The organism is Rhodoferax sp. AJA081-3 (assembly GCF_017798165.1).
Lineage (GTDB): Bacteria > Pseudomonadota > Gammaproteobacteria > Burkholderiales > Burkholderiaceae_C > Allorhodoferax.
Genome location: NZ_CP059068.1, coordinates 2,839,325 through 2,864,887, shown reverse-complemented (window position 1 = coordinate 2,864,887; position 25,563 = coordinate 2,839,325). Strand labels below are relative to the sequence as shown.

Annotated in this window: 19 protein-coding genes and 1 pseudogene; 9 read left to right on the top strand and 11 right to left on the bottom strand. The window is 62.1% G+C overall.

Translation table 11 applies throughout. The features are described from left to right. Nucleotides 1-62: 62 nt before the first annotated feature. On the top strand, nt 63-2,312 hold the full coding sequence (locus HZ993_RS13485; RefSeq protein WP_209393258.1) for a glycoside hydrolase family 99-like domain-containing protein: 2,250 nt from the start codon (nt 63-65) through the stop codon (nt 2,310-2,312). A 107-nt stretch (nt 2,313-2,419) separates the two neighbouring features. Here the strand turns inward: HZ993_RS13485 and HZ993_RS13480 are convergent. From HZ993_RS13480 to HZ993_RS13470, 3 genes and pseudogenes are all read right to left on the bottom strand, one after another. Continuing rightward, a pseudogene (locus HZ993_RS13480) lies at nt 2,420-3,584 on the bottom strand (IS4 family transposase). Nucleotides 3,585-3,734: 150 nt separating this feature from the next. After that, a complete protein-coding gene (gene bamE / locus HZ993_RS13475) occupies nt 3,735-4,217 on the bottom strand; it encodes an outer membrane protein assembly factor BamE (RefSeq protein ID WP_209393257.1) in 483 nt (160 codons plus the stop codon). A gap of 190 nt (nt 4,218-4,407) precedes the next feature. Continuing rightward, nucleotides 4,408-6,123 (bottom strand): GMC family oxidoreductase, encoded by a 1,716-nt coding sequence (locus HZ993_RS13470; protein WP_209393256.1) that lies wholly within the window; start codon nt 6,121-6,123, stop codon nt 4,408-4,410. A gap of 97 nt (nt 6,124-6,220) precedes the next feature. Here HZ993_RS13470 and HZ993_RS13465 point away from each other — a divergent pair, with 97 nt between their 5' ends. Then, nucleotides 6,221-7,474 carry an MgtC/SapB family protein gene (locus HZ993_RS13465; protein ID WP_209393255.1) on the top strand — a complete coding sequence of 418 codons (1,254 nt, stop codon included), beginning with the start codon at nt 6,221-6,223 and terminating at the stop codon, nt 7,472-7,474. A 24-nt stretch (nt 7,475-7,498) separates the two neighbouring features. On the opposite strand, the gene ipdC is transcribed toward HZ993_RS13465, so the two are convergent. Next, nucleotides 7,499-9,121 carry an indolepyruvate/phenylpyruvate decarboxylase gene (ipdC, locus tag HZ993_RS13460; RefSeq protein ID WP_209393254.1) on the bottom strand — a complete coding sequence of 541 codons (1,623 nt, stop codon included), beginning with the start codon at nt 9,119-9,121 and terminating at the stop codon, nt 7,499-7,501. 192 nt (nt 9,122-9,313) lie between these two features. On the opposite strand from ipdC, the gene HZ993_RS13455 reads away from it, so the two are divergent. Together HZ993_RS13455 and HZ993_RS13450 are read left to right on the top strand one after the other, a co-directional pair. Next, nucleotides 9,314-11,779, top strand: a complete 2,466-nt coding sequence (locus tag HZ993_RS13455) for a hypothetical protein (protein ID WP_209393253.1) — start codon at nt 9,314-9,316, stop codon at nt 11,777-11,779. A gap of 16 nt (nt 11,780-11,795) precedes the next feature. Further along, entirely contained in the window at nt 11,796-13,052 is a 1,257-nt protein-coding gene (locus HZ993_RS13450; RefSeq protein ID WP_209393252.1) for a hypothetical protein, read from the top strand. A 24-nt stretch (nt 13,053-13,076) separates the two neighbouring features. Here HZ993_RS13450 and HZ993_RS13445 read toward each other — a convergent pair whose 3' ends face one another. From HZ993_RS13445 to HZ993_RS13430, 4 genes are all read right to left on the bottom strand, one after another. After that, nucleotides 13,077-13,709, bottom strand: a complete 633-nt coding sequence (locus HZ993_RS13445; RefSeq protein ID WP_209393251.1) for a DUF2306 domain-containing protein — start codon at nt 13,707-13,709, stop codon at nt 13,077-13,079. A 320-nt stretch (nt 13,710-14,029) separates the two neighbouring features. Beyond that, nucleotides 14,030-14,824, bottom strand: coding sequence for an enoyl-CoA hydratase/isomerase family protein (locus HZ993_RS13440; RefSeq protein ID WP_209393250.1), 795 nt, complete (start codon nt 14,822-14,824; stop codon nt 14,030-14,032). A gap of 91 nt (nt 14,825-14,915) precedes the next feature. Next, the gene (locus tag HZ993_RS13435) at nt 14,916-15,146 is read right to left on the bottom strand and encodes a hypothetical protein (RefSeq protein WP_209393249.1); all 231 of its coding nucleotides are present in this window, start codon (nt 15,144-15,146) and stop codon (nt 14,916-14,918) included. Beyond that, nucleotides 15,130-15,648, bottom strand: a complete 519-nt coding sequence (locus HZ993_RS13430; protein WP_209393248.1) for a nucleotidyltransferase family protein — start codon at nt 15,646-15,648, stop codon at nt 15,130-15,132. The genes HZ993_RS13435 and HZ993_RS13430 overlap by 17 nt, the downstream gene beginning before the upstream one ends. A 97-nt stretch (nt 15,649-15,745) precedes the next feature. Between HZ993_RS13430 and HZ993_RS13425 the strand changes: the two genes are divergently transcribed. From HZ993_RS13425 to HZ993_RS13410, 4 genes are all read left to right on the top strand, one after another. Continuing rightward, entirely contained in the window at nt 15,746-16,873 is a 1,128-nt protein-coding gene (locus HZ993_RS13425; protein WP_371817001.1) for an MlaE family ABC transporter permease, read from the top strand. Next, complete coding sequence (locus tag HZ993_RS13420) at nt 16,870-17,685, top strand: ABC transporter ATP-binding protein (RefSeq protein ID WP_209393247.1); 816 nt, start codon at nt 16,870-16,872, stop codon at nt 17,683-17,685. Before HZ993_RS13425 ends, HZ993_RS13420 begins: the two co-directional genes overlap by 4 nt. A gap of 12 nt (nt 17,686-17,697) precedes the next feature. After that, nucleotides 17,698-18,663, top strand: coding sequence for an MlaD family protein (locus HZ993_RS13415; RefSeq protein ID WP_209393246.1), 966 nt, complete (start codon nt 17,698-17,700; stop codon nt 18,661-18,663). A gap of 119 nt (nt 18,664-18,782) precedes the next feature. After that, nucleotides 18,783-19,376 carry an ABC-type transport auxiliary lipoprotein family protein gene (locus HZ993_RS13410; RefSeq protein WP_371816929.1) on the top strand — a complete coding sequence of 198 codons (594 nt, stop codon included), beginning with the start codon at nt 18,783-18,785 and terminating at the stop codon, nt 19,374-19,376. Here the strand turns inward: HZ993_RS13410 and HZ993_RS13405 are convergent. Beyond that, nucleotides 19,306-19,872 carry a YgjV family protein gene (locus HZ993_RS13405; RefSeq protein ID WP_209393244.1) on the bottom strand — a complete coding sequence of 189 codons (567 nt, stop codon included), beginning with the start codon at nt 19,870-19,872 and terminating at the stop codon, nt 19,306-19,308. The genes HZ993_RS13410 and HZ993_RS13405 overlap by 71 nt on opposite strands. Before the next feature lie 81 nt (nt 19,873-19,953). Here HZ993_RS13405 and HZ993_RS13400 point away from each other — a divergent pair, with 81 nt between their 5' ends. Beyond that, complete coding sequence (locus HZ993_RS13400) at nt 19,954-20,937, top strand: sugar kinase (protein WP_209393243.1); 984 nt, start codon at nt 19,954-19,956, stop codon at nt 20,935-20,937. On the opposite strand, the gene HZ993_RS13395 is transcribed toward HZ993_RS13400, so the two are convergent. Next, the gene (locus HZ993_RS13395; protein ID WP_209393242.1) at nt 20,888-22,420 is read right to left on the bottom strand and encodes an SGNH/GDSL hydrolase family protein; all 1,533 of its coding nucleotides are present in this window, start codon (nt 22,418-22,420) and stop codon (nt 20,888-20,890) included. The two genes, HZ993_RS13400 and HZ993_RS13395, sit on opposite strands and share 50 nt — an antisense overlap. A gap of 61 nt (nt 22,421-22,481) precedes the next feature. Next, entirely contained in the window at nt 22,482-25,520 is a 3,039-nt protein-coding gene (locus HZ993_RS13390) for a TonB-dependent receptor (protein WP_209393241.1), read from the bottom strand. Nucleotides 25,521-25,563 lie beyond the last annotated feature (43 nt).

The following is a 25,563-nucleotide window of genomic DNA, read 5'->3' as shown; positions in this document are numbered from 1 at the left end:
CCTTGGAAAAAGCGCCATGTCATACTTCGCGCCTCTGCAAGCTTCGCCCGATTCACCGTTCCATGATGTTGAGAAAATTTGTCCGTGTTGGCCTCCAGGCGCTGCGCAGCCCTGAGTACCGTGGCCGTGTGCGGCAGAAGGTGTCCAACACCTGGCAGGACTCCGGGTGGCATGGCATTGGCAAGCTGGCAGCGGGATTCCTTCCTGCGCCGCGCCCCACATCCCTGGCGCAGCCTGGCCAACCGTCGCAGGATTCCGGTGCACAACAGTATCTTGCGGCCATTCGTTTTGCCCAGGCACCGCACCCGCAATGGCATAGACCGCGTCAATTACCGGTGCAGGCGCTGGAAACCGCTGCTGATGCCCCAAAAGTCATTGCCTACTACCTGCCGCAGTTCCACCCCATTGAGGTGAACAACCAGAACTGGGGTGCAGGCTTCACCGAGTGGACCAATGTGACCAAGGCGCTGCCACAGTACCTGGGCCATTACCAGCCCCACCTGCCGGCCGAAACGGGTTTCTACGATCTGCGCAACCCCGACTCCATGGCCCTGCAGGTGGAGCTGGCCAAACAATATGGTGTGGGCGGTTTTTGCTTCCACTACTACTGGTTTGGTGGCGAGCGTGTGCTGGAAATGCCGCTCAACCAGTTTGCCGCCAACCGCCAGCTCGACCTGCCCTTTTGTGTGTGCTGGGCCAATGAGAACTGGACGCGCCGTTGGGATGGGGCCGAGTCCGAAATCATCCTGCAGCAGACTTATGCTCTGGATGGCTGGAAGCAGTTCATTGATGACTTGCTGCCGCTGTTCAATGACCCGCGTTACATACGCGTGAACGGCAAGCCTATGCTGGTGGTGTACCGGCCGGGGCTGATCCCCGACACCCAGAAGGTGCTGGCGCTCTGGCGCCAACTGGCCGAAGCCGCGGGTCTGCCGGGTCTGTGGCTGGTGTGCGCGCAAACCTTTGGGCTGGCAGACCCGCGCCCGCTTGGATTCGACGCGGCCGTGGAGTTTCCACCGCACAAGATCCATGACCGCATTGAATCCGCGCCGACCCCGGAGTTGTGGAACAGTGGCTTCACCGGTACGGTCTGGAACTATGCCGATGCCGCGGGTGAAGCCATGACCCGGGGCAAGGAGCCTTATCCCCTGTACCGCACGGCGTTTCCGTCATGGGACAACGAGGCGCGGCGCACGGCAAACAGTTTCTCGTTTGCCGATGCCAACCCGGCCGAGTTTGGCGAGTGGCTGAGCACCTGCGCAAGTTACGCCCGTGAGACACTCCCCCGCGAGCAGCAGTTTGTGTTCGTGAACGCCTGGAACGAATGGGCTGAGGGCGCCCACATCGAGCCCGACCGCCACTTTGGCTGTGCCTGGCTGGAAGAGGTGCAGCGCCTGCACACCGCCCGCAAGCCCGTGCCCGCCACGCTGCCCTGGGCCGCACCCGATGCACGCGCGCCAGGTGCTGCGGGCGCAGATGGCGCGCGCAGTGCGATCGTGATTCATCTGTTCTACGCAGAAACCTGGCCGGATTTTGAGGCCGCCCTTTTGGCGTCCGACCTCACCGGTGACCTGTTGGTCACAACAACCGCCGAGCAGTTGGAAACGGTGTCGGCCATGGTCAAAACCCGGTTCGCACACGCCGAAATCTTCGCGGTGGAAAACCGGGGTCGCGATATCCGCCCGTTGTTCGTGCTGCTGCCGCTGCTGATTGCGCGTGGTTACGCCGCTGTGCTCAAGCTGCACTCCAAGAAGACGGTACACCGCGAAGACGGTCACGTGTGGCGCCAGTCCCTGATAAAGAGTCTGTTGCCCGCCCCGCAGGCACTGCGCGGCATCCTCGACAGCCTGGACCACTATCCATCGTTGGGCCTGATCGCGCCACAGGGCAATGCCTTGAACCTGCAGCGCTTCATCTGGAAAAACAAAACCTGGGTGGCGAAGCTGGCGGCCGAGCTGGGCGAGCGTGAAGGCTGGCTGGACCGCACGCGGCCCTGGTTTGCGGCGGGCAGCATGTTCTGGTTCAAGCCCGCGGCCTTGGCCAAATTGCTGGCCTGCACGTCCTTACAGAACGACCTGTTCGAGGCCGAGGCCGGACAGGTCGACGGCACACTGGCCCATGCGTTGGAGCGCATGATGGGTGCTGCCGCCTTGTCAGCAGGCTACCACCTGGTGGACGCGCCGACTGCGGTTGCCCTGGGGTCCAAAAGCCGTTCAGAGCGGCGCAAGGCAGAAAAGAAATGGCAGGCCGACTGGAGCCTGGTCGGCCGCCGCCGCATCGTTGATTCCCCCTACGCAGCGCCTTCCGAGTAGGATCGGTAATCCCAGGGGTTGCTATAACATATATAGCAATTGGTGTATATTTTTCGGGGGCTAAAGCCCCATTTGGCCACTACTGTCCGGTAAATTCTGACCAATTTTCAGAATAGCTCAACCTGCGACTTCAGCTCTTCAAAGCTTTCATCTTTGAGTGCGTTGTCGACCATCTGAGCCAAAGTAATTTTCTCAAACATGTTGACCTCCACCAGATGCAAGAAATTGCGTAGTGACAACTCCGTGCGTAGCCCGTGGTGTGCGACCAAGGCTATCAAATAAGTACACACCGCAATCCAGATTTGCGAACGCACGGCGTTCAAAGAGTTGCCAAAGAAGTGCTGGATGTTCAAGTTCTGCTTGAGCCATTTGAAGAACAATTCAATTTGCCAGCGCTGCTTGTAGATGGCTGCGATGGTGAGGGCGGATAAGTCCAAGCGGTTGGTCAGAAAAAACGAGTTCCAAACAACTTACTGCGTCATAGAAACGTACCCGGCGCAAGGGCGCGGGGTAGACATTTTTGGAGCGTTCGCCAGTCAGCACAATGGTTTGATCCGAGTACACGCCGGCCTGGATATCGATGGCGTGCGCTTCGTGGCAATTGAAGCTCAGGTTGTCTTTGGCGCGCACCACAAAGCTGCACTCCCGTTGCACCAAACGGTACAGCCTCGCAAAGTCCACGTAGCCGCGATCCAGCACGACGATGGAGCCCTTTGGCAGTCTCAATGCATCGAGTTGCCCCACGTCGCTGATTTTGCCTGTGGTGATCGACAGCATGACCGGAATCGCACCCCGTAGGTCGATCACGGTGTGGGCTTTGATACCCGCTTTGGTGGACCGAAAGTCCGCCCAGGGAAACAGCTTAAGACACAGGTCGATGGTCGTGGAGTCCATGGCATACAGCGGCTCCTTGAGACTCAAGCTAATGTCATGGTCTTTGTATAAATCCAAAGCGATTTCGATCAGGCGTTGCCCCAGTGCTTCGAACAGGTGTGAGTCACGCCGTTCGTTGGCATCGGCCAGCGTGGAGCGCGATACACGCTGACGTAGGCCGCAGTGGTAGAGCTTGGTGCTTTGCGAGTTCAGGCACACGATCAGGTCGCGTAAGCCTTCCCTGCGCGTGAACTGTGCGTAGGCCATGCAGATGAAGTGGCTCCATGCGGTGAAGTCCCGTGTCCAGCGGTTGGCTTGGTATTTGTTTACGAGATGCTCGAAGTGCTTGAATGGCACCACTTCGAGAAGTTGTGCAAATACTGTGCGGCCAGTGTGCATAGAGCGGAAACCTCGAAAAATGAGGTCACGATACGCAACTGCAAAAAATCGCGTTTGAAATCGTCCGAATCACAAAACCTCTTGAAACCCCCAGCCAGCTTAGGTTTGAGCCCTTTTTTGGGAGAATTTACCGGACAGTAGTGGTCTTGCTTAGTCGTCGTGGTAGTACTGCACACCGGGCTCCGCGCGGCGCACCACGTTCTGGGCGTCCAGGTAGACCCAGTAAAACATGTCCTGTCCATTGGACCAGCGGTAGGTGAGTATGTCGCCCGGCCAGTGGGCGGCATGTTCGACAAAAGCCGGGGGACCGAAGGCGTGTTCCACATCCGCTCGGGTCCACTGGCCGATGCCTATGCGCTGAAACTCCTGCGCGACCAGCATCTGGCGAAACTGTGCCACGCGGCCACTGGCATCCAGATCCACATTGAAAACCTGTTGACCTGCCGGCTGGTACGAGTACTGCAGCCGTGTGCCCGCCTCCAGGGGCTGCACCCGCGTGGGTTGACCCATGCGGGCGATCACGTCGGCGCGTGACATGCCGGGCTGAACCGCCGTAGCGGTGCAACCGCCCAAGACGATGAACATCAGCAAGGTAGCTGCGTGATGGGTATGGGGGGTATGGGGTCTGGTCATGACGAAAAAAAAGCACTGATTGGATCAGTGCTTTTGTGAGCTGCATCTCAAGGTGGATGCAGAAATTGTTGCTTGTTGCTTACCGTCTCCTCGGTTCGCTTCTTCCATCTGGCCCTTTGCAGTTGCCGTCTAACCTTTGAGTGCCGCAACTGTACCAACGGCGGCACATGTGTGCATTGGGATTAACCCTTCATTGCGCGGCCTGTGCCGCGTCTTCCATGATCCACTGTGCGGCCTTCTCGGCAATCATCAGCGTGGGGGAGTTGGTGTTGCCGCTGGTGATCAGCGGCATGATGCCGGCGTCCACCACGCGCAGCCCGGCCACGCCGTGCACCTTGAGGCGCGCGTCCACCACGGCCATGGCGTCGTCCGCACGGCCCATCTTGGTCGTGCCCACCGGGTGGAAGATGGTGGTGGCAATGTCACCAGCCAGTTTGGCCAGTTCTGCATCGGTCTGGAACTGCACGCCGGGTTTGAACTCTTCAGGCAGATACTTCTTGAGCGCCGGTTGGGCCACGATGTTGCGCGTGATGCGCAGTGAGTCGGCGGCAATTTTGCGGTCCTGCTCGGTGCTCAGGTAATTGGGTGCAATGGCCGGTGCGTCTTCAAACTTGGCGGATTTGATATGCACCGTGCCCCGGCTGGTGGGGTTCAGGTTGCAGACGCTGGCGGTGATGGCGTTGAAGCCATGCAGGGGCTGGCCAAAGGCGTCCAGGCTCAAGGGCTGCACGTGGTATTCCAGATTCGGGTAGGGCTGGTCGGGGTCGCTGCGGGTGAAGGCACCCAGCTGGCTGGGCGCCATGCTCATGGGGCCGGTGCGTTTGAAGGCGTACTCCAGACCAATCTTGGCCTTGCCGAACAAGGACTGCACTTGGGTGTTCAGCGTGGTGGTGTTCTGCACCTTGAAGACGGCGCGGATCTGTAAATGGTCCTGCAGGTTTTCGCCCACGCCGGGCAGGTCTTTCTCTACCGTTATGCCCAGGGCCTGCAGCCGCTGCGCGGGCCCCAGGCCCGATAGCTGCAGGATCTGCGGCGAACCAATAGCACCGGCGCACAGGATGACTTCCGCCTTGGCGGTCGCATCGACCATACTTTGCCCATCCCACACCTGCACACCGGTGCAGCACAGGGGGCTGCTGCCAGTTGCTGGTTCTATCAAGAGCTTGGCGACCTGGGCGCTGTTCCATAACTCGAAGTTGGGTCGGGCGTAACAGGTGGGGCGCAAAAAGGCCTTGGCCGTGTTCCAACGCCAGCCGGCTTTCTGGTTGACCTCGAAATAGCCCACACCTTCGTTGTCGCCGCGGTTGAAGTCATCGGTGGCGGGTATGCCGGCCTGCACGGCGGCTTGGGCAAAGGCATCCAGCACATCCCAGCGCAGGCGCTGTTTCTCGACCCGCCATTCGCCGCCAGCGTTGTGGTGGCGCAGCAGCTTGCGGTACAGGCTGCCGTCCTTCTGCATCAGCGCCGGGGCCGTGCCGCGCGCGCCATGCAACGCGCTGGCGCCCTTGTGGTGGTCTTCATGCATCATGAAGTAGGGCAGGCTGTGCTCCCAACCCCAGGTCGCATCACCGACCAGTTGGCCCCAGTTGTCGTAGTCCCGCGCCTGGCCGCGCATGTAGATCATGCCGTTGATGCTGCTGCAGCCGCCCAGCGTTTTGCCACGCGGGTAGCGCAGGGAGCGGCCATTGAGCCCGGCGTCGGGTTGGGTGTTGTACAGCCAGTCGGTGCGCGGGTTTCCTATGCAGTACAGGTAACCCACAGGGATGTGTATCCAGTGGTAGTCGTCTTTGCGGCCAGCCTCGATCAGTAGTACCCGCTTCGATGCGTCCGCAGAGAGTCGGTTGGCCAGCAGGCAACCGGCCGTGCCGCCCCCAACAATGATGTAGTCAAACGTGGTTTCGCTCATGCCCCATCCTAAACCACGCATGCCCTCGCAAAGCTGACAAAACGCCGTCTGCGCTTGGGTGACAATGCAAGCCACTTTGCTGACCACACACCACGTTATGGACCCCACCAATCTGGCGCTTCGTTTTGCCGTGGCCATCGGGCTGGGCATTCTGCTGGGCCTGGAGCGGGAGCGCACCAAGGGGGGCGACGGTGGTGCCGGTGTGCGCACCTTTGCACTGATTGCGCTCAGCGGCGCCATTGCGGGGTTTCTGGGTGAACAGCTGGGGCTGGTGTGGATGGCGCTAGCCTTGTTTGTCGCGGTGGCGGCCTTGGTTGTAGCCATGTACGTGGTCACAGCGCGGCGCGGCGACATTGGTGTGACCACCGAGGTCTCGGCGCTACTGGCCTTTGTGCTGGGCCTGCTGTGCAGTTACGGCCAGTTGCAACTGGCGAGCTGGATAGCGGTGGCCATGGCCTTGCTTCTGGCGCTGAAAGACTGGCTGCACCAGCTGGCCAGCCGTATACACAGCACGGACGTGGAGGCCACACTCAAGTTCTGCATCGTCACCCTCATCGTGTTACCCCTGGTGCCCGACGTCAACTACGGACCGGCACCGCTGGACGTGATCAACCCCTACAAGATATGGCTGATGGTGGTGCTGATATCGGCGCTGAACTTCAGCAGCTACCTGCTGATCAAGGTGGTGGGGGCCGAACACGGTATCGGCATTGCCGGCCTGTTGGGCGGACTGGCCTCCAGCACGGCGGTCACGCTGGGTTTCTCGCAGCGTAGCCGCCAAGAGGGGGAAGACGCTTCAGCGTTGGCCCTGGGCATTGTGCTGGCGTGGACGGTGATGTTTTTCCGTGTGGCCATCATGACCGCGTTGATCAGCTGGGAGCTAGGCCGCCAGATCGCCTGGGCCATTGGCTTGTTGTGTGTGGCCAGCCTGGCTGCGTGTTACTGGTTGTGGCAGCGCAACCGGCGCCGCGAGCGCGGCGAGGTCAAGCCTGGCAGCAACCCGTTTGAGCTGGACGCCGCCATCAAATTTGGCCTGCTGTTTGGTGTCATCCTGCTGGTATCCAAGGCGGCGCAGGTTTACCTGGGTGACGCGGGCCTGTACCTGGCGGCCGCCGTTGCCGGGCTGACCGATGTAGACGCCATCACGCTGGCCATGGCCAATCTGGCCAGCGGTGATGCATCCAGCCTGCACGTGGCCGCGCGCGCCATTGTGATTGCGGTCATGGCCAACACCCTGACCAAATGCGGCATGGCCATAGGCCTTGGTTCAGCCGAACTGCGGCGCATCACCCTGCCCATTGCCGCACTGCTCTTGGGCACGGGTGTGTTGGGCGCTGTTTTACTGATTTAAGAACAGCAGTCCCGCGGCCAGGGCCTACTCCACCGCGTTGAGCCGCTTCACCCCCGCCACAAACCGCTGCAAGGCCTGTGACAGCACACCACGCGGAATCCTGATGTCGATCAACTGAAATTGGCCGCGTGTGGAAATGGCATGGTCCAGCGCCGCATGCAGCTCGGCGCGGGTCTGCACCCGCACCCCGGCGCCGCCCATGCCGGTGGCCATGTGGGCAAAGTCCCATTCGTCCAGGTCGGTGAAGGTGGACTCCGGTTGGAAGCTGTGCAACATCTCCCAGCGGGCGTTGTTGAACACCAGCACGATAGGGTCCCAGCCGTAGCGTCTGCAATTGCCCAGCTCCCAACCCGTCATCTGGAAGGCGCCATCCCCCACCAGTATCAGCGGGCGCTGGCCTGTCTCGGCCTGCAGGCCCAGACCAGCCGGCACGCCAAAACCCATGGTGGCGTAGTAGCCCGGGCCCAAGAGCGCGGTGTGGTCAATGTCCATGGCCGTGAACAGACAGTCGCCCACATCGGATGCAATAGGCATGCGGCCATGGGTCGCCATCAGGTCGTTGATGGCAGTGGCGATGTCGTGTGGGGCAATGCTGGCGCCATCGGCCACCAGCCCACGCGGGAACACCTGGCGGGCCACGGCATAGTGTGTGTCTGTGGCCTGCACCCGTTGCAGCAAATGGTCTACCAAATCTGCCAGGCCCACATCGGCGTAGGTGTGGTGGCCGATGCTCAGTTGTGCGTCAAACGCCAGGATGGCTTTGCGCATGTCGATGGACTTGTGCGATACGGCAAAGTTGGTGTCACAGACGATAACGCCCAGCATCAACAAGGCGTCGGACGACTCCACCAGCTGTGTCACCTCGGGCAGGCCCGCCACCCCCATATACGTACCCATCAGCGGGGCATCCGCCTCGGCCAGCAAACCCCGGCCCATAAAAGTGGTGACCACCGGCAGCCCCAGGCGGCGCGCCAGTTCAGCCACCTTGTCCTCCAGGCCGAAACGGCGCACCTCTACACCCACCATCAAAACTGGTGCCGCAGCCCGGGCCAGGCGCTGCAACACCTCATCCACACAGGCGTCCAGCTTGTCGGTATCCCGCGGGGGCGCTGGCAAGGTCGGCACAGGTAGACATTCAACGGCCACCATGTCGCGGGGCAGCTCGATGTATACCGGGCGGGAGTGGCGCCTGCAGCTGGCCAGCACACGGGCGATGTCGGCCGGTGCACGCGCGGCGTCGTCCAGGCAGATCTGGTCGCAGGTGATCTCTTCAAATATCTTGCGCTGGGAATCCAGTGTCTTGACCTGGTGGTGCAGCAACAGGCCAGACCGTGCCTCGCCGTGGCCCGGCCCACCGGACAACACCACCAGCGGTGACTTTTCGGCATAGGCCGACGCCACCGCGTTCACCAGGTTCAAGGCGCCCGCGCCATAGGTGACAGCTGCCACACCCAACGCGCAATTGGCCCGCGCCGCAGCATCCGCAGCAAAGCCAACCCCCGGCTCGTGTGACAGGGTGTGCAGCGGCAGGATGGCAGACTCTTCGATGATGCGAAAAAACGGCAACGCAAAGTCGCCGGGAATGCCAAACACACGGGTGGCACCATGCGCCTTGAGCGCATACAACAGGGATTCGGTGATGTTCACGATTGAGCTCCGCAAGGTTTAAAGATGCTCATAGTGTGAATCTTTTGGCATGCACGGGGTAAGCGTAATGAACACCCATTTGCCACTGGCATGCACGTTTTGTGCGCGCCGTGCTACAGAATGTTGCAGATTTCCGGGTGGCGCCTGCCGACAACACGCCGATACTCTGCGAGAACTTTTTGAGGGGCCGTTATGTTGAAGAGAAGCCGGTTTGCATGGAGGGCGGCAACCGCCGCAGTGTTGGCGCTAGCGGTCCCCTTGGGCGCCCATGCCGTCGATTCGTTCAACGCGCTGAGCAACTACCTGGCCATGGACCAGGTGGTGGTGCAGGGGCTGGGCAGTTTCAAAAATGCCGCGGTCACCGTGCAGTCTTACACCCTGCTGGGGGTGGACGGTGGCACCGCCCAGGCCAATGCCTTTGACCCCGCCAGCAAGGTCCTCACCCTGGGCTCGGTGGTGTTTGAAGGCAGCACCTACACCAATGTGCGTGTCCGTATCAACGCCTACACGGTGCTGGGTGCGGATGCCGTGGGTGCACCGGCCTCTGCCACCGGTGTGGTCAACCCTATTCTGTATGTGACCCAGGTGCCGGTGTCGGGCTTTACCAGCCGCACGTCCACCTTTGGCAACCACCTGAGCACGGTGCAGTCTGCTCCCCGTGGTGGTGACCTGATGATCCGTTACCCGGACGGCAGCGTGCGCAACCTGACCCAAGAGGCCGGTTTTGGCAACAGCGGCTTCCAGGGCGCGGGTGCCATCGCCGTGCGCGAACCGGCTGTGCATTGGAGCGGCACCAAGGCCATCTTCAGCATGGTGGTGGGGTCCATCACCACGCGTTACGAGTGGAAAGACTTCGTGTGGCAGCTGTACGAGGTCACCGGCCTGGAGAAAGGCGCAACGGCCACCATCACCAAAGTGGCTGGGCAGCCCACCACGTTCAACAACATATCACCCATCTACGGCACCGATGAACGTATCCTGTTCACATCGGACCGGCCCCGCAGTGGGGAAGTGCACTTGTACCCGCAGCTCGACGAGTACGAAAGCGCAGCCACGGTCACCGGTATCTGGAGCCTGCAGCCCAACAGTGGCGACCTGCGCCTGCTCAACCACGCGGTCAGTGGCGCCTTCACCCCCACCATCGACAGCGCTGGCCGCGTGGTCTTCACCCGCTGGGACCATTTGCAGCAAGACCAGCAGGCCGATGCCGACCGTGTGGGTGGCACCAATGGCTCATTTCTGTATGCCAGCGAATCGGCTGCCGCACAGCGCCTGCCCTTGCAGACCGAGACCTTCCCCGAGCCACGGCTGAGTACCGATGCACAAAACGTGGCCAACCAGGTCAACGGCCACACCTTCAACCTGTTCATGCCCTGGCAGATTCGCGAGGACGGCACAGCAGAAGAAACGCTGAACCACGTGGGCCGGCACGAGATTGCCGGTACCTATATCCCGCCGAGTTTTAAAAATGACTCCAGCCTGAGCTACTACAGCCGCGAGAGTGTGTATGCCAACCGCACCTACCTGCGCGGCGACGGCGGTGTCTTCCACCTGCGCGAAGACCCCAAACGTGCTGGCGTGTTCTACGGCACCCATGCCCGGGAGTTTGGTACCAACAGCGCCAACCAGCTGGTGCGCATGACGGCCAACCCTTCGCTCAACGGCGAGGTCATGGTCATCACACCCGTCACCCATGCCGCAACGGCAGGTTATACCGAGGATGGCCAGTCGCCCGCTGCCGGCCACAGCGGCATGTACCGCAACCCGCTGCCCACGTCCGACGGCAGCTTGCTGGCCGTGCACACCAGTGAGACACGGCTGGAGCAGAACGACGGAACACGTGCATTCCCACGCTACCGCTACCGGTTGCGTATCAAGTCCATGGCGGCATCGGGTGATGTCTTCACCGCAGACCAGCCCATCACACCTGGCACCAGCAAAGCCATTTGGTACTGGGACCCGGATACGCGGGTCGACTTTGATGGCGTGTTGTGGGAGCTGGACCCTGTGGAGGTGGTCGCCCGCGCCAAGCCCACACGCCCCGCCGATGCCCTGGAGAGCCCGGAGAGCGCCGTGCTGCAGGAGGAAGGCGTGGCGGAGTCCCAGCTGCGCGCCTGGCTCACCGCCAACGACCTGGCGCTCATCGTCACCCGCAACAACACCATCCGCGACCGCGGCGAACGCCAGCAACCGTTTAACCTGCAGGTGCCCGGTGGCGTGAAAACGGTGGGTGATGGTGGCAAGGTCTACAACGTGGCCCATCTACAAATGTTCCAAGCCGACCAGGTGCGCGGTTACGGCGGCACGGCATCTCCAAAGGCCGGCCGGCGCGTATTGGCGCAAGCCATGCACGACCCCAAGGCGCAGAACCCGGGCGGCACCGGTGGCCCCACCGGCAGCGTGAAGCTGGCGGCGGATGGCTCCAGCGCGGCCTTTGTGCCCGCGCGCCGCGCCATGACCTGGCAGCTGACCGATACCAGTGGCGCTGCCGTGGTGCGGGAGCGTAACTGGATCACGTTCCAGCCGGGGGAGATCCGCACCTGTGCGTCGTGCCATGGGCTGAACAGCAGGAACCAGGCGGGGGGAGTGGGGGAGCCTATCAACAAGCCAGAGGCGCTGCGGACGTTGTTGCAGTTTTGGAAAACGTTGCCGAAGTAGCCCCCTCGGCATCTGCATGCATAGCTTCTTGCGCACGGCCCAACGCGTGCAGAACACGGTTTTCATGTTCTGCGCTTTGGCCTTGTTTTCAACAGCCCACGCGGCGCCAGGCGTGGTGATGTCTGAAAGGGCGGACAACGTCCAGATCGAACTCATTCCTGCGGTGGGCGGCAAGCATTGCGCGTCTTCGGGTGGCATCCCATTCAATCCAGAATTGGGCATCCAACGCATTTCAGATGCGCTGTACCTTCAGCCGCTGAACTCCGAGGTTGATGAATCTGCGGAGTACCTGAAAGCCGCGCGGCAGGGTGGCGGTATCTACCTATATCTGCCCTACTTCAAACCGAGCGGTACTTGCGCGGCGGCGGATTTCACGGTCAAGGCACGGCACATTCTGTGGAATGGCAAGTGGCATACAGATGAGTTAACAATCCCGGCCGCTGCAACCGCAGACAAGGCGGTATTTTTCACCAATGAATCTGCCCCACGCATCGTGGGCAATGTCTACTTCGGCCCCGATTTCTCGGCTGCAACTATGGAGCGCCTGCAGTCGTCGTTTACAAAGATCATCGCGTTCTACCAATCCGCCATGGCGGTGGACGTCGAGCAGAACGTGGGTGTGGTTGCAGTGATAACCCGCAACAGTGGGGGCTACTTTGGATTTGGGGGCGACGCGCTGAACATCATCCGCATGAGTTATGACAACCCCCGGCCAGAGCATGTCGCGGAGTTTGAAACCGTATTCCCGCGCACCTTTGCGCATGAGCTGGCGCACAAGCTGCAGAGCGAGTTCTTGTTCACCATCCCGCAGGGGCGGACTATCTCGGAAGGCAGTGCAGACTTCATCAAGACCCTGGTGCTGCTGGACTCGGGTGTCATCCAAATGGCCGAAGCCAAGGGCATCGTCCAGAAGGCGTTGGCAGAGTGTTCGAAGTTTGCGTCTGCGCAGACTATGCAAGAGAAGATCGCACAACGCACGCTCAACTACCGCGAGCCCTTTGACTGCGGCATGGTGTATTACTTCGCGTCCTATTCTGCGTCTGGCCTGAGCGGGCCGCAGTTCATGACAGTGTTGCGCAAGGCACTGATGGGCGATAGAAACTACAGCGCCCAATGGGAATCGCTGTGTTTGATGTTTGAGCCGGGTTGTCGCAATGAACGCTTGCTTGATCTGGTTGCCGGTGAGAAGCGGTTTGCGCCCCAGGCAGAGTGGCTGGCGATACAGTTACAGGCGCGTCCGTTGCCATCCCAAATGGCTACGCTTTCAAAGTAAGCGTCCTGCAATCGAAAATGCCGGTCAGTGGGCGGCGAGCAAATGGCTTTGTGCCTTGCTGCGAATGCGCCACTCTATGAATAGAAGATTGGGTACCCAGCAGAGCCACCCCAGCCAGGCATAAAAGGTCTCAAAGGCAATGCCTGCGGCGGCAAACCCGCCCAGATACAGGCGCAGCGTGACCGCTGCGAAGGTGAGTGCAAAGTTGCGCAGCATCCATTGCTGGTGGGCGGCAATGTCTTTGCGCCGAATGGCGGCATAGGCCAGGTACCCCGTGGCCAGCCACAACACAGCCAGCACAGCAAAACCGATTTGATTGAAGGTGCCGCCAAAGGCAAAGCCCGCTACATACAGTCCGGTTATGCCTCCAGGCAGAACTCCGCCCAGCAGATAGATGCGCCCACTCCAGCGATGCAATGCTGGGCGGCGCGCGCGCAGACCACTGAAGAACTGCCAAGGCCCCAACCCCATGGCCAACACGGAGCAGAAGATGTGCACATAAATGGCCACACGGTGGGCTTCAAAAGTCACTTTCATCTGCGGATGGACCAGATTGCCCAGCGGCACCAAACTGTAGGCAATCAACGCATAGCCCGCCACGGCCACACTCAAAGCGGCCACTAGCCATTGCAGTTTCTGCGTCTTCGATGCAGTCATCTCTTCTCCTGGGGTTTGCACGTTGTCGATCCGCATACTGTGTACGGGGCGAGCAGCTTGTGTACGACAGCCTTCAACGGTGCAAATTGTGGATGCGGGAGATGGGTTACGCAATTGATTAAGCGTTCATAGCTGCTATTCGTTCTTGAATATCAAAACATGGACCGCGTCGTGCGGGAGCGCGAGCGTTTCAACGGGCAAGTCAGTTCAAATTGATTGGCATGAGGAGCTTCTCTGGCAATGTTTGCAAGCAAAATATGCCTCTAGCCCCCGTCAATAGAAACGGAGGCGCTATAAAAATAGTAGTGGCCCAATGGGGGCTACTGCCCCGCCCACACCGGCTTCCTCTTCTCCTGAAACGCCTTCTGCCCTTCCTTTGCATCCTCGGTCAGCGTGAACAGCGCGATCTGGCTTTCGGTGAAGGACATGCTTTCTTCAAACGACATGGCCTCGGCCTTCTTCATCGTGTACAGCCCACGGCGGATGGCGGCGGGGGATTTGTCCAGCAGGCGGTCCAGCAGCCATTGCAGCTTGGCGTCCACGTCTTCGTCCACGTAGTTCACTAAGTTGTATTCCAGCGCCTGGGCCGAGGTGATGGGCTCGCCCGTCAGGCACATCTCGGCCAGCTTGCGTCGGGGGATCAGGTGCTGCAGCACGCTGAGCACCTGGGCCGGGAACACACCCACCTTCACCTCGGGCAGGCCAAACACGGCGTGGCTGGCGGCTACGGCCATGTCGCACATGCTCATCAGTCCCATGCCGCCGGCCATGCAGGCGCCGTTCACGCGGGCGATCAGCGGGATGGTGCTGGCCTTGGCCACGCGCAGCAGTTGGGCCAGGTGGCCGTGCGGCTCGGAGTAGTCGGTGGTGAAGGCGTTGGCGGATTGCAGATCAGCTCCGGCGCAAAAGGCCTTGGTACCCGCGCCGGTGATGACGATGGCGCGGATGCTGCGCTGGGTCTGCGCCGCTGTGATGGCTTGGGCCATGCCGGCCAGCACTGCGTGGCTCATGGCATTGCGGCGCTCTTCGCGGGTGATGGTGAGCCACAGTACCGGGCCACGCTGTTCGGCGGATAACTCGGGTGATGATGTAAATGGCGAGCTGGTGTCGGTCATGGTGTTTCCAAAATTTGCTGCTATTTTGATAGCATTCTGTGTAACAAATACGGGGGCTAGGGTGTCATTTTGCCGAATGGCATGGGCGAGGTTACAGCCGCCAATGCCTGCCCTGCATGGGGCTGTCACGCACGGGCCACACGGGGCAGAGCATTTGCACAACCTCCATCAGGCTCAACCACTCGGCGAAGGGGTCGATCCCGAAGTCGGTGCCTAGCGGCGGCTGAAAAGGAACACCCGCTTCGCGGGCCAGCACAACACTTGCCTTTGTACGGCTTAGAGCCGTTGCAGCCTGTGCAGGGGTGTTATCCGAAAAGTTCATTGAGGAGTTCCGGTTTGTCGAACAAGGCAAAGTACTCACGCAACTCATCCATGTTGAGCGAAGCGCGGTGTATTTTCAGCAGTGCACGAATGTCGTCCACGTCGCGCGTTCGCGTTGCATCGTTCACGAAGCCTTGCAGTTTGAAGCCGATGAGCCCTTCGACGCTGATGATGCGCATATGGCCCATGGGGGTCTCGCGCGCAGATGCCTGCGCCAGCAGGCGGCGCGCAAGGGGACGGTGTGCGTACAGCAAATCCAGCCCCTCCGCTGCGCGCACATAGTTGGCGGCGTCTTCACTGCGGTACAGGCATTGATAACCCAAATTCAGCAGCGCGCCATGCACCTTGTCCGCGGCTTCGGCCTCCACCAGAAAATCCACGTCCTTGGTGGCGCGCACCACCTGGTGCGCAACCACCGCCAAGCCGCCAATCAAAGCTGGCTCTGTGCCGTTGCGCGCAAACATGGCCAGCGCTTCGCGAATTTGTTCTGCCAGGTTGGACATGCCTGCTGCGTGAAGTGGTGGATGCAGGCATCATAGCGCCAGCCTGTACCATGTCATGCCCACCCCAATACCACTGACCCAGCCCCACGCCACCACCATGCCGGATACCCAACCCCGCATCGCTTTCGAGCCAGCCCCCGGGGGCATGCAGGCACGCGTGTTGGGGCTGTGGACGGCCGAAAACCTGGCCGAACCCGCCCACTGGGACGCGCTGCAGGCCGCCCTGGGTGCCCTGCCCCCTGAGTGGCGCAACTGGCAGTGGGATTTGCGTGAGTTGCAGCGCATGGACCACACCGGTGCGCAGTTGCTGTGGAACGCCTGGTACCGCCAGTGGCCGGATACCGCGCACACCAGCCCGGCGCAGCGGGCCATGCTGGAGCGGGTGGCGCAGTTTTCATCGGTGCTGCCGCCGCGCAGACCGCAGACGGCGTGGGATCTTTTCTTGCGCCTGGGGGCAGTGGTGGTGCGGGTGGAAGAACATGTGGTGGGCGCCGTGCGCCTGCTGGGCCAGTTGCTGCTGGATGCCATCCAGCTGGTGCGTGCGCCGCGTGCCGGCCCCTGGCGCGATGTGTCGGGCCACTTGTACCGCATTGGCGCCACGGCCTTGCCCATAACCGCGCTGGTGGGATTTTTGATTGGGGTGGTGCTGGCCTATCTGATGTCGCAGCAGCTGCGCCAGTTTGGGGCCGATGCCTTTATCGTCAACATCCTGGGGGTGGCGCTGATCCGCGAGCTGGGGCCGGTGCTGGCCGCCATTTTGATTGCCGGGCGCTCGGGCTCGGCCATCACCGCGCAGATCGGTGTGATGCGGGTCACCGAAGAGCTGGACGCAATGAAGGTCATGGGCATTCCCAAGGGTTTTCGGCTGGTGCTGCCGCGGGTGATGGCCATGGTGGTGGCCATGCCGCTGCTGGCGGTGTGGACCACGTTGGCCGCCTTGCTGGGCGGCATGCTGGCATCAGACCTGGTGATGGGGCTCACGCCGGCCTATTTTGTGACCGCACTGGCCAAGGCCGTGCAGGTGTCCAACCTGTGGCTGGCGGTGGGCAAGTCGGCGGTCTTCGGCCTGATGATTGCGCTGATTGGCTGCCACTACGGCCTGCGCATCAAGCCCAACACGCAGAGTCTGGGGGAGGGCACCACGGCATCGGTGGTGACCTCCATCACCATGGTCATTTTGGTGGACGCGATGTTTGCCGTAGTGTTCAAGAACGTTGGCATATGAGTACCGATCTGACACCGCCATCCGCGCCGCCACCCATCGTCCAGATCCGCGACCTGTGGTCCGGCTTTCGCGTGGGCGGTGTGGAGACGCTGATCCACAAGGACCTGAACCTCGACATCGCGCAGGGCGAGTTGTTGTCCATCGTGGGTGGCTCGGGCAGTGGCAAGACCGTGCTCTTGCGCCAGATCCTGGGGCTGGAGACTCCCATGCGCGGCAGCATCACCGTGCTGGGCCGCCCGGCCGCCGAGCTGACTCACGCCGGTGCCGCCAGCCGCGTGGGCATGTTGTTCCAGCACGGCGCGCTGTACTCGGCCTTTACCGTGTTGGAGAACATTGCCTTTCCGCTGCGTGAGCTCAAGGCCCTACCCGAAGACCTGGTGCGGGATGCCGTCATGGTCAAGCTGCAGATGGTGGGGCTAGACCCGGCCCATGCGCACAAGATGCCGGCCGATTTGTCCGGCGGCATGATCAAACGCGTGGCGCTGGCGCGGGCCCTGATCATGGATCCGCCCTTGCTGCTGCTGGACGAGCCCACCGCCGGGCTGGACCCGGACCGCTCCGACGCCTTTTGTGCCCTGGTGCGCTCCCTGCACCAGGAGCTGGGCCTGACCGTGGTGATGGTCACCCATGACCTGGATACCATCTACGAGATCAGCACCCGGGTGGCCGTGGTGGCGGACCGGCATGTGATTGTGAATGCACCGCCGCGCGAGGTGATTGGATTTGACCACCCCTTTGTGCGGAATTTTTTCCTGGGTGGGCGGGGGCTGCGGGCGATGGAATTGCTGCGCCTGCACCCGGCCGACGTGTAGAAAGAGAAGCTGATGGAAAACAAATCCCACGCCATAGGCGCCGGTGCCTTCGTGCTGGTGGTGGCTGCCCTGCTGGTGGCCCTGGCCGCCTGGCTGACGCGCGACACCGGTGAACACCGCATGTTTGAAATCTCCAGCCGCGAGGGTGTGACCGGCCTGCAGCGCCAGGCCGGCGTGCGTTACAAGGGTGTCACCGTGGGGCGCGTGCAGTCCATCACGCTGGATCCCGACACAGTGGGCAATGTGCGCATCCGTATTGGTGTGGATGACAGCGCGCCCATCACCCAGTCCACCTTTGCATCGCTGGGTTTTCAGGGCGTGACCGGCCTGGCCTTTATCCAGCTCGATGACGCCGGTGAATCCAAGGAACCACTGGTCAGCACGGGTGACACACTGGCGCGGATTCCCATGCGCCCGGGCCTGATGTCGCGCCTGACCGACCAGGGCGCTGGCCTGTTGACCAAGCTGGACGACGCCAGCCAGCGCGTCAACCTGCTGCTGGCACCGGACAACCAGAAAAAGCTGATGGACGCGGTAGACAACCTGGGCCAGGCAGCCGCCACCATCAACCAGTTGGCCAAAACGGCGAACCAGTCCAACCTGCCAGCGCTGGCGCAAGAGGCCTCTGTCACGCTAAAGGGCCTGCGCGAAACCTCAGACCGCTTGGGCGACAGTGCAGACTCGGTGCGCACCTCGGCCGATGCGTTCAAGGTCATGTCCAAACGCATGACCGAACCCGGCGGCACACTGGACGACATCAGCCAGGGTAGCGAAGCCCTGCAGGCCACGGGCCAGACCCTCAACACCACCCTGGTGCCACGCTTGAGCCGCACCGCAGACGACACCGCCCGCACCGTGCGCCAGCTGGGGCGGGCCGTGGATGCGGTGGGTGACAACCCACAGTCGCTGCTGCTGGGCAGCGGCGCCGCCACACCGGGGCCGGGTGAGCCAGGCTTTACGGCACCCAACACCCGATGAGTACACCCCCCCGGGCGGCACGTCTTGCAATTGATTACTAGGATAATGCTATGAAATGTATAGCTACTAAGGCATATTTCACGGGGGCTAGAGCACTTATTTGCTTAAGCGTCTTGATTTTGGGGGGGTGCACAGCCCTGCAACCCAAACCCCGCGCCACGGTGTATGACTTTGGCCCCGGCCCGGTTGCAACGGTAGCAAGCACCCGCATGGCGCCCTTGCCCACGCTGGTGCTGGCCGATACCGAGGCCAGCGCGGCACTGGACAGCACCGCCGTGTTGTACCGCCTGGCCTACAGCGACGCCCAGCAGCTGCGACCCTATGCGCTGGCCCGCTGGAGCATGACACCGGCCCAACTGCTGCGCCAGCGCCTGCGTGAACAACTGGGCCAGCGCCGCGCCGTGCTGAACGCCGCCCAAGGTGTGGTGGCCGATAAACCCGCCATGGTGCTGCACCTGGAGCTGGACGAGTTCAGCCAGTTGTTTGAGACCGCGCAGCAAAGCAGCGGCCTGGTGCGCCTGCGCGCCACGCTGGGCCAGGGCGGACAGGGCAGCCAGCGCCTGGTGGCCCAGCGCAGCTTCATCGTGCAACGCCCGGCCGCCAGTGCAGATGCCGAAGGCGGTGTGCGCGCCCTGGCCGCGGCTACGGATGCGGTGATTGCGGAGATTGCGCAGTGGCTGCAGCAGGTGGAGGGCGCGGGCGGGATGCCTTAAACATCCGCGCGATGGTGTAGCTGTTGACCAGCAGGATGACCACCTCCAGTGCCGTGCCGCCAATGGAGCCGGCCAGCGCGTTGTTGGTGATCCACAGCACCGTGCCCGCCAGCATGGCCACCCGCATGCGAATACCCTTGAGCAGAAACAGCGCCAGCGTTCCGATACACGACGCGACCAGTGGCAGCCAGTTCCACCATTGGGTTGCCAGGCCATAACCCAGCGCCAGGTTCACGGCCACCACAGCCAGCGCCACCCACACCGATCGGGTGTAGAGCGACAACACCGAGCGCACCACCGAGACGCTGGCGCTGGCCGCCGCCGTGGGCACACCCAGCAACAGGAAGTGGGCCACATAGGCCAGGCATTCGCCCGCCATCAGCCACTTGAACCGGCGGTCGTTCTTTTGCAAAAACGAGGCCACGCCCAGCACAAAGGCCAGGTAACCAAACCATTGCGTCGGGCTGATCCAGTGATCCGGAAAAGTAAAAACCATGGGGATGTGCCGGGTGCGGAAGCCTTGCTTTTGAAGTGGGTGATAGTACAATGAAACAGCGTTTCAAAAAATACATTTATCGTGAAAAAAATCCACAAGGTTGCCCTGGTTGGCGAGTGCATGCTGGAGCTGCACGGCACGGCCTTTGGCGCCATGCAGCAAAGTTATGGCGGTGACACCTTCAACACCGCCGTGTATCTGGCCCGCTGCGGCGGGGAGGCGCTCAGCGTCTGGTACGCCACCGCATTGGGAGACGATGGTCTGAGCGCCGAGCTGATGCGCCGCTGGGTGCAGCAGGGGCTGGAATTGGGGCTGGTGCGCCGCATACCCGGGCGCCTGCCGGGCCTGTACCAGATCGAGGTGGATGCCCATGGCGAGCGACGCTTCAGCTTTTGGCGCGACCAGAGCGCAGCACGGGCCTATTTCGACGTGCCGCAGACGCCGCTGGAGCAGCGCGCCGCCGACTGGGACGCCTTCTACTTCTCCGGCATCAGCCTGGCCATCCTGCCGCCTGAGGGGCGTGAGCGCCTGTTCGCGCTGGCGCAATCCCTGCGCGACCGTGGCGCTATGGTGGTGTTTGACAACAACTACCGGCCCCGCCTGTGGCCCGACGCGGCGGTCGCGCGTGACAGTTTCATCCGTGCCTTTGCGGTAGCCAGCGTGGCGCTGGTCACGGCCGATGACCACCAGGCCTTGTTTGGCCTGCCCACCCTGGAAGACGCGGTGTTGGCCGCGCAGCAATTGCCCGCTGCAGAGATTGTTATCAAGCGGGGCTCGGCACCCACCCTGGTGCGTGCGGGGGTGGCCCGTGGGGAGACCGTGCCCACGGAACACGTTCCACGCGTGGTAGACACCACGGCGGCCGGGGATTCGTTTGCGGCGGGCTACCTCAGCCGCCGGCTCAGCGGCCAGGCACCGGCCGTGGCGGCACAGTTTGGCAACCGCCTGGCGGCACGGGTCATCCAGCACCCCGGTGCGCTGATTCCGCTGGATGCCATGGTGGACCTGACGGCCCCTAAGGCTTCAAATGCTGGGCAAGGGGCAGCAGCGCTGGTGTCTCCCTGATGCCTTGGACCACCAGGGCAGCCACGGCCCGCGCACCCGCCTCCTGGAAGTGGGTGGTGTCCGGCGCGGTAGATATGCCAGCGGTCTGTGTGGCGTACCAGGGGTATCTCTCGGTGTCACCCACCACCAGCCAGTAGTCCTGCCAGTCCTTGGCATGGACGTTGGCAAAGGCAATGGTCTTGGCCTCCAGATCGATCAGCGGCACGCCGTTGACGCGGGCCGTGTCTTTGATGGTTTGGCTGTAGTCGCCGGTGAAGGCATAAGCCCTGGCGGCGTTTTGGCGCGTCAGGTGTTGTGAGACCACGGGCCGGGTGTCACCGTTTGTGTAGGCAGTTTTGCGGTCCGCATTCAGGAAACGCGTGGTCGGTGTCATCAGCAGCGGGATGGCGCCCCGAGCGCGTGCATCGTTGACATAGACCTCCAGTGAGTTTTGAAACGACATCTGCGGCTGCCCGGTTGGAAATTGGCGCTGGCCCTGCGCATCGTTGGGGTAGGTGCACAGGTTGGCCACATCGGCCGTGCCCCGGACGGGGCGCTGGCTGTTGCAGTTCTGGTCGTTGTGGCCGTGGGCAATGATGACGTAGTCACCCGCCTGGATGAAGCGCGCCATCTGGCGGTACCAGCCGCCATTAAAAAAGTCGCGTGAACTGCGCCCGGCGCGTGCACCGTTGACCACCTTCACACCGCTGTCAGGCTTGAACTGCTCTTCAAACACCTGGCCCCAACCCATGCGCGGCATGCGCTGCCGTTCATACGTGGCGGCGGTGGAATCGCCCACAATAAAGATACGGATCCTGGCGGCCTGGATGGCCGCCAGCTGCTGCTGCGTACGCGCCAGCTGCAAGGGTTCGTTGGCGTCGGCAGCAAAGGGGTGGGTAATGGGCCGCCAGCCCATGTCGGTGATGACGGTGGCCGATGCCTCGCCACTGTCATTGTCATAACCGCGCGTGTGGTTGATGACAGCCAGCACGGTATCCAGCCCACCAGTCTGGGCCAGCGCGTCGCCAAACCCGGCATGCTGGTGCTGCAGGGCATTCGCGTAGACCTGCGGGGGAATGGCCGGCACGGACGGGGCCTCTGCCAGCTGTTGCGGCCCGGTGAAGCGCAGGGCGGTGGCCACGTCCGAGGTGATCTGGTCTGTGAGTGGATTGACGTGGGCGGTGTTGGCCCCAGCTTGCAGGGTGGGTACCAGCGCCGTCACGCAGTGGGCGCGTGGTGTCCGGTTGGTGCGGCAGCTGTGGCCGCCCGCTTCCATCGCCAGCACAACCAGCGGGGGCGTGAGTGCCGACACATCGATCTGGTAGCGACCCTGGGAATCGGCCGTGTTGGTGGCAACCGCGCCCCGGCTGTCGCGCACGCTGATGGATGCCCCGGCCATGCGGGTGTGGGTGGCGGTAAAACCACTGAGGCTGTGTGTGGGCTGCACAGCAGCGCAGGCGGTCAGACACAACACGGCCAGAAGAGGGAGAGTGATAGGGGGCATGGTCCAACTCCAAAGAAAAAAGGGCGGCTTGCGCCGCCCCGTTTCGGGTGCATCCGAACCATCAGAACTTGTAACGTGCACCGATCATGACTTCGCGGCCGGTCACGTTGTTCACCACCACGCTGTTGCGGTCGCGGCTGATGAACTGGTCGTTGGGCTGGTTGGTCAGGTTGGTGGCTTCCAGGGTCACATCCAGGTTGGGTGTGACCTTGTAGGACATGGACACGTCGATGTTGACGGTTTCGTTCTTGCCTTCCACATCGTTGTTGTTCTGTCCCGGGACCCGGGTCAGGAACGATGAGCGGCGCGAGCCGGAGATCCGCGCACTAAAGGTGCCGTCGTCGTAGTACAGGGTCGCGTTAAAGGCCTTGGGCGACATATTGATCAGGTCATCCGTCAGCGTGGTGGTGCTGGTGGGCGACACGATGTAGGCGATCTGCGAGTTCACCAGGGTGTAGTTCAGCATCACACCGAAGTTTTTGCCGATACCGGGCAGGAACGAAAAAGGTTGCTGGATATTGAGTTCCACACCGGTGAGTTTGCCGCCTTCGGTATTGACCGGGGCCGAGACCTGGAACACCTCTTCACCGTTGAAGCCGGGTGGCAATAGCGACAACGGCAGACCAGTCTGGCTGTAGGGGATGTTGGTGCGCAGCGTCTGGATGTAACTCTTGATGTCCTTCTGGAACAGGCCCAGTCCCACAAAGGCGTTGCGGGCGTGGTACCACTCCACACTGGCGTCCAACGTGTCGGCGCGGAAGGGCTGCAGGGCCGGGTTGCCACCGGTGTAAGACAAGGTGCCCGTGGTGCTCAGCGTGCCGCCGGGGGCCACATTACCCAACTGCGGGCGGGCCATCACTTTGGCAATGGCGCCGCGCACGATCACATCCTTGGACAGGTTGGCCGCCACATTGACCGACGGCAACCAGTCGGTGTATTCGTTCTCTGCTGTCACGGGTGTACCGCCAGCCGTTGCCAGGTAACCCTGTGCCGACATCTTGGTCTTCACGTACCGGGCGCCCGCGTTGCCGCGCAAGGGTATGTCGCCCAGCTTGGTGGTGAAGTCCGCCATGAAGAAGGCGCCGGTATCGGTTTCGGTGATGGTGCGGTTGGAGCCACGTGCTGCGCCATTGGTGATGGAGGTCAGGCGGTAATCACCGGGGCCACCGGCAGGGCCGCCTTTGAGGCAGTTGCAATAGATGTCGTAGGCCGATGCGATGGCGTTGAGGTTGGGAATTACCCATGAGGTGACCGAACCGGGTGGCAGACCCTGGTCTTTGCCAAATCCGCTCAGGGTGGTCACCAGGCTGGCAGGGTTCACGCCCACGGGCACGGTATTCATGGTCTCTACGGTGCGGCGTGATTCGTACACATCGGATGTGAACTTCTTGTAGTCGCCACCAAACTTGAGCGTCAACTTGTCGGGAATCACATCCCAGGCCAGGTTCACATGGGCCAGGTCATTGGTATTGGTGGCACCGTTGGGGCGCAGGCGCACTTCGCTGGGGGTGAAGTTGGTGATGTTGGTGGAACCCACCGGCACACCCAGAATCTTCAGCGCCCCATTGGGATCGGACGGGTTCAAGGTGCCGTAGTTGATGATGGGGTTGCGGGTATCACCACGGAAGTCGATGGAATAACCGTTGACATTGGCCGCGTCCAGGGTTGTGGTGGTCTGGATGGGGTTCTCAAACTTGGAAGTGGCGCGGCCGATGCGGGCGGTCAGCTTCATGCTTTCGCCAATCTCCTGCTCCAGCGTCAAGGTGGGTTGGGTGAAGGTCGTGGACAGCTCATCGTAGCGGGACTCGGCCCGTACGTCCACGCCGTTGTAGGTGCCATACAGGAGTGCTCCATTGGGTGCATAGGCGGTGCTCAGCACGCTGGTTTGTTGTTTGCCGCCGGCGGTCAGGGCGCGGCTGAACGAGATGGCCTCCAGGAAGTCTTCCTGGCGGGTGGCGTCCAGCTTGGAATACAACATGTCAAACGTCAGCAGCGTGCCGTCTGCGGGTTTGATCTGGAACGAACCCGTCAGCCCCAGGCGTTCCTGGTCGTGGGTCAGGCGGCCATACCGTGGCAGGCGGGGGTGGAAGTTACCGCTTCTGGTGGCTTCGTTGTAGGCCGCAAGATTGGCCGGTGTGTTGGGCAGACGGGCCACACCCTGTGCGGCAGGGCCGCAGGTGGTGGCGGTAGAACCGGCGGGCAGGCCGGTGGTGATGCCCTGGGGCGGGCACCATCCGCCGGACGACGGGCCATTGTCCCAACGCACGGTGCTGAAGCCTTCTTCCAGCACCTGGCGTTTGGAATACGCACCCGAGACCAACACGCCGATCTTTTTGTCGGCAAAGGTATCGGACAGCAGGAAGGATGCCTTGGGCGAGGTCTTGCCGGACAGGTCGTTGTAACCCGCCTTGAGCGACACACCGGCCGCACGGCCTTTCAGGTCAAAGGGGCGGGTGGTTTGCAGGTCTACCGTGGCGCCCAGCGATCCTTCGTCCACATCGGCCGAGCTGCTTTTGCGCACGGTCAGGGAGTTGAACAGGTCGGCAGAGAAGACATTGAAGTCAAATCCGCGCGAACGGTTGGCGCCACCCGAGCTGTCGGTACCACCGGTAGTAGCCAGGCCCTCGATGCCATTGATACGCACCCGGGTGAAGTCCTGGCCCAGGCCACGCACGGTGATGCTACGGCCCTCGCCCGCATCCCGGTCGATCACCACGCCGGGAACCCGCTGCAGGGACTCGGCCAGGTTGGTGTCCGGGAACTTGCCCATGTCTTCGGCCTTGATCACATCGACGATGCCGTTGTCATTGCGCTTGGCGTTCAAGGCACTTTCCAGCGAGGCGCGCATGCCGGTCACGACCACGGCTTCCAGGGGTTTGGCCTGGGTATCTGTCTGCGCATAAGCCGTGCCACTGGCTGCCAGCAGCAGGGATGACATGCCCAGCAACTGGGCACGGCTGGCCCCACGGACTACGGAGAAGGAATAGGCCAGCCTGGGCGTGGCGGGCCTTCTGGCCCGCTGGCTGGTGGTGGTTAGGGCGCAAACCGCCCGGCTGACGGCATTCAGCAGGGGGTGGAAGGGTTTTGTCTGGTTGGACATGAAGGCGTCTCCTCGTTTTTGGTCTTTAGGGGGCAAGCGTCAG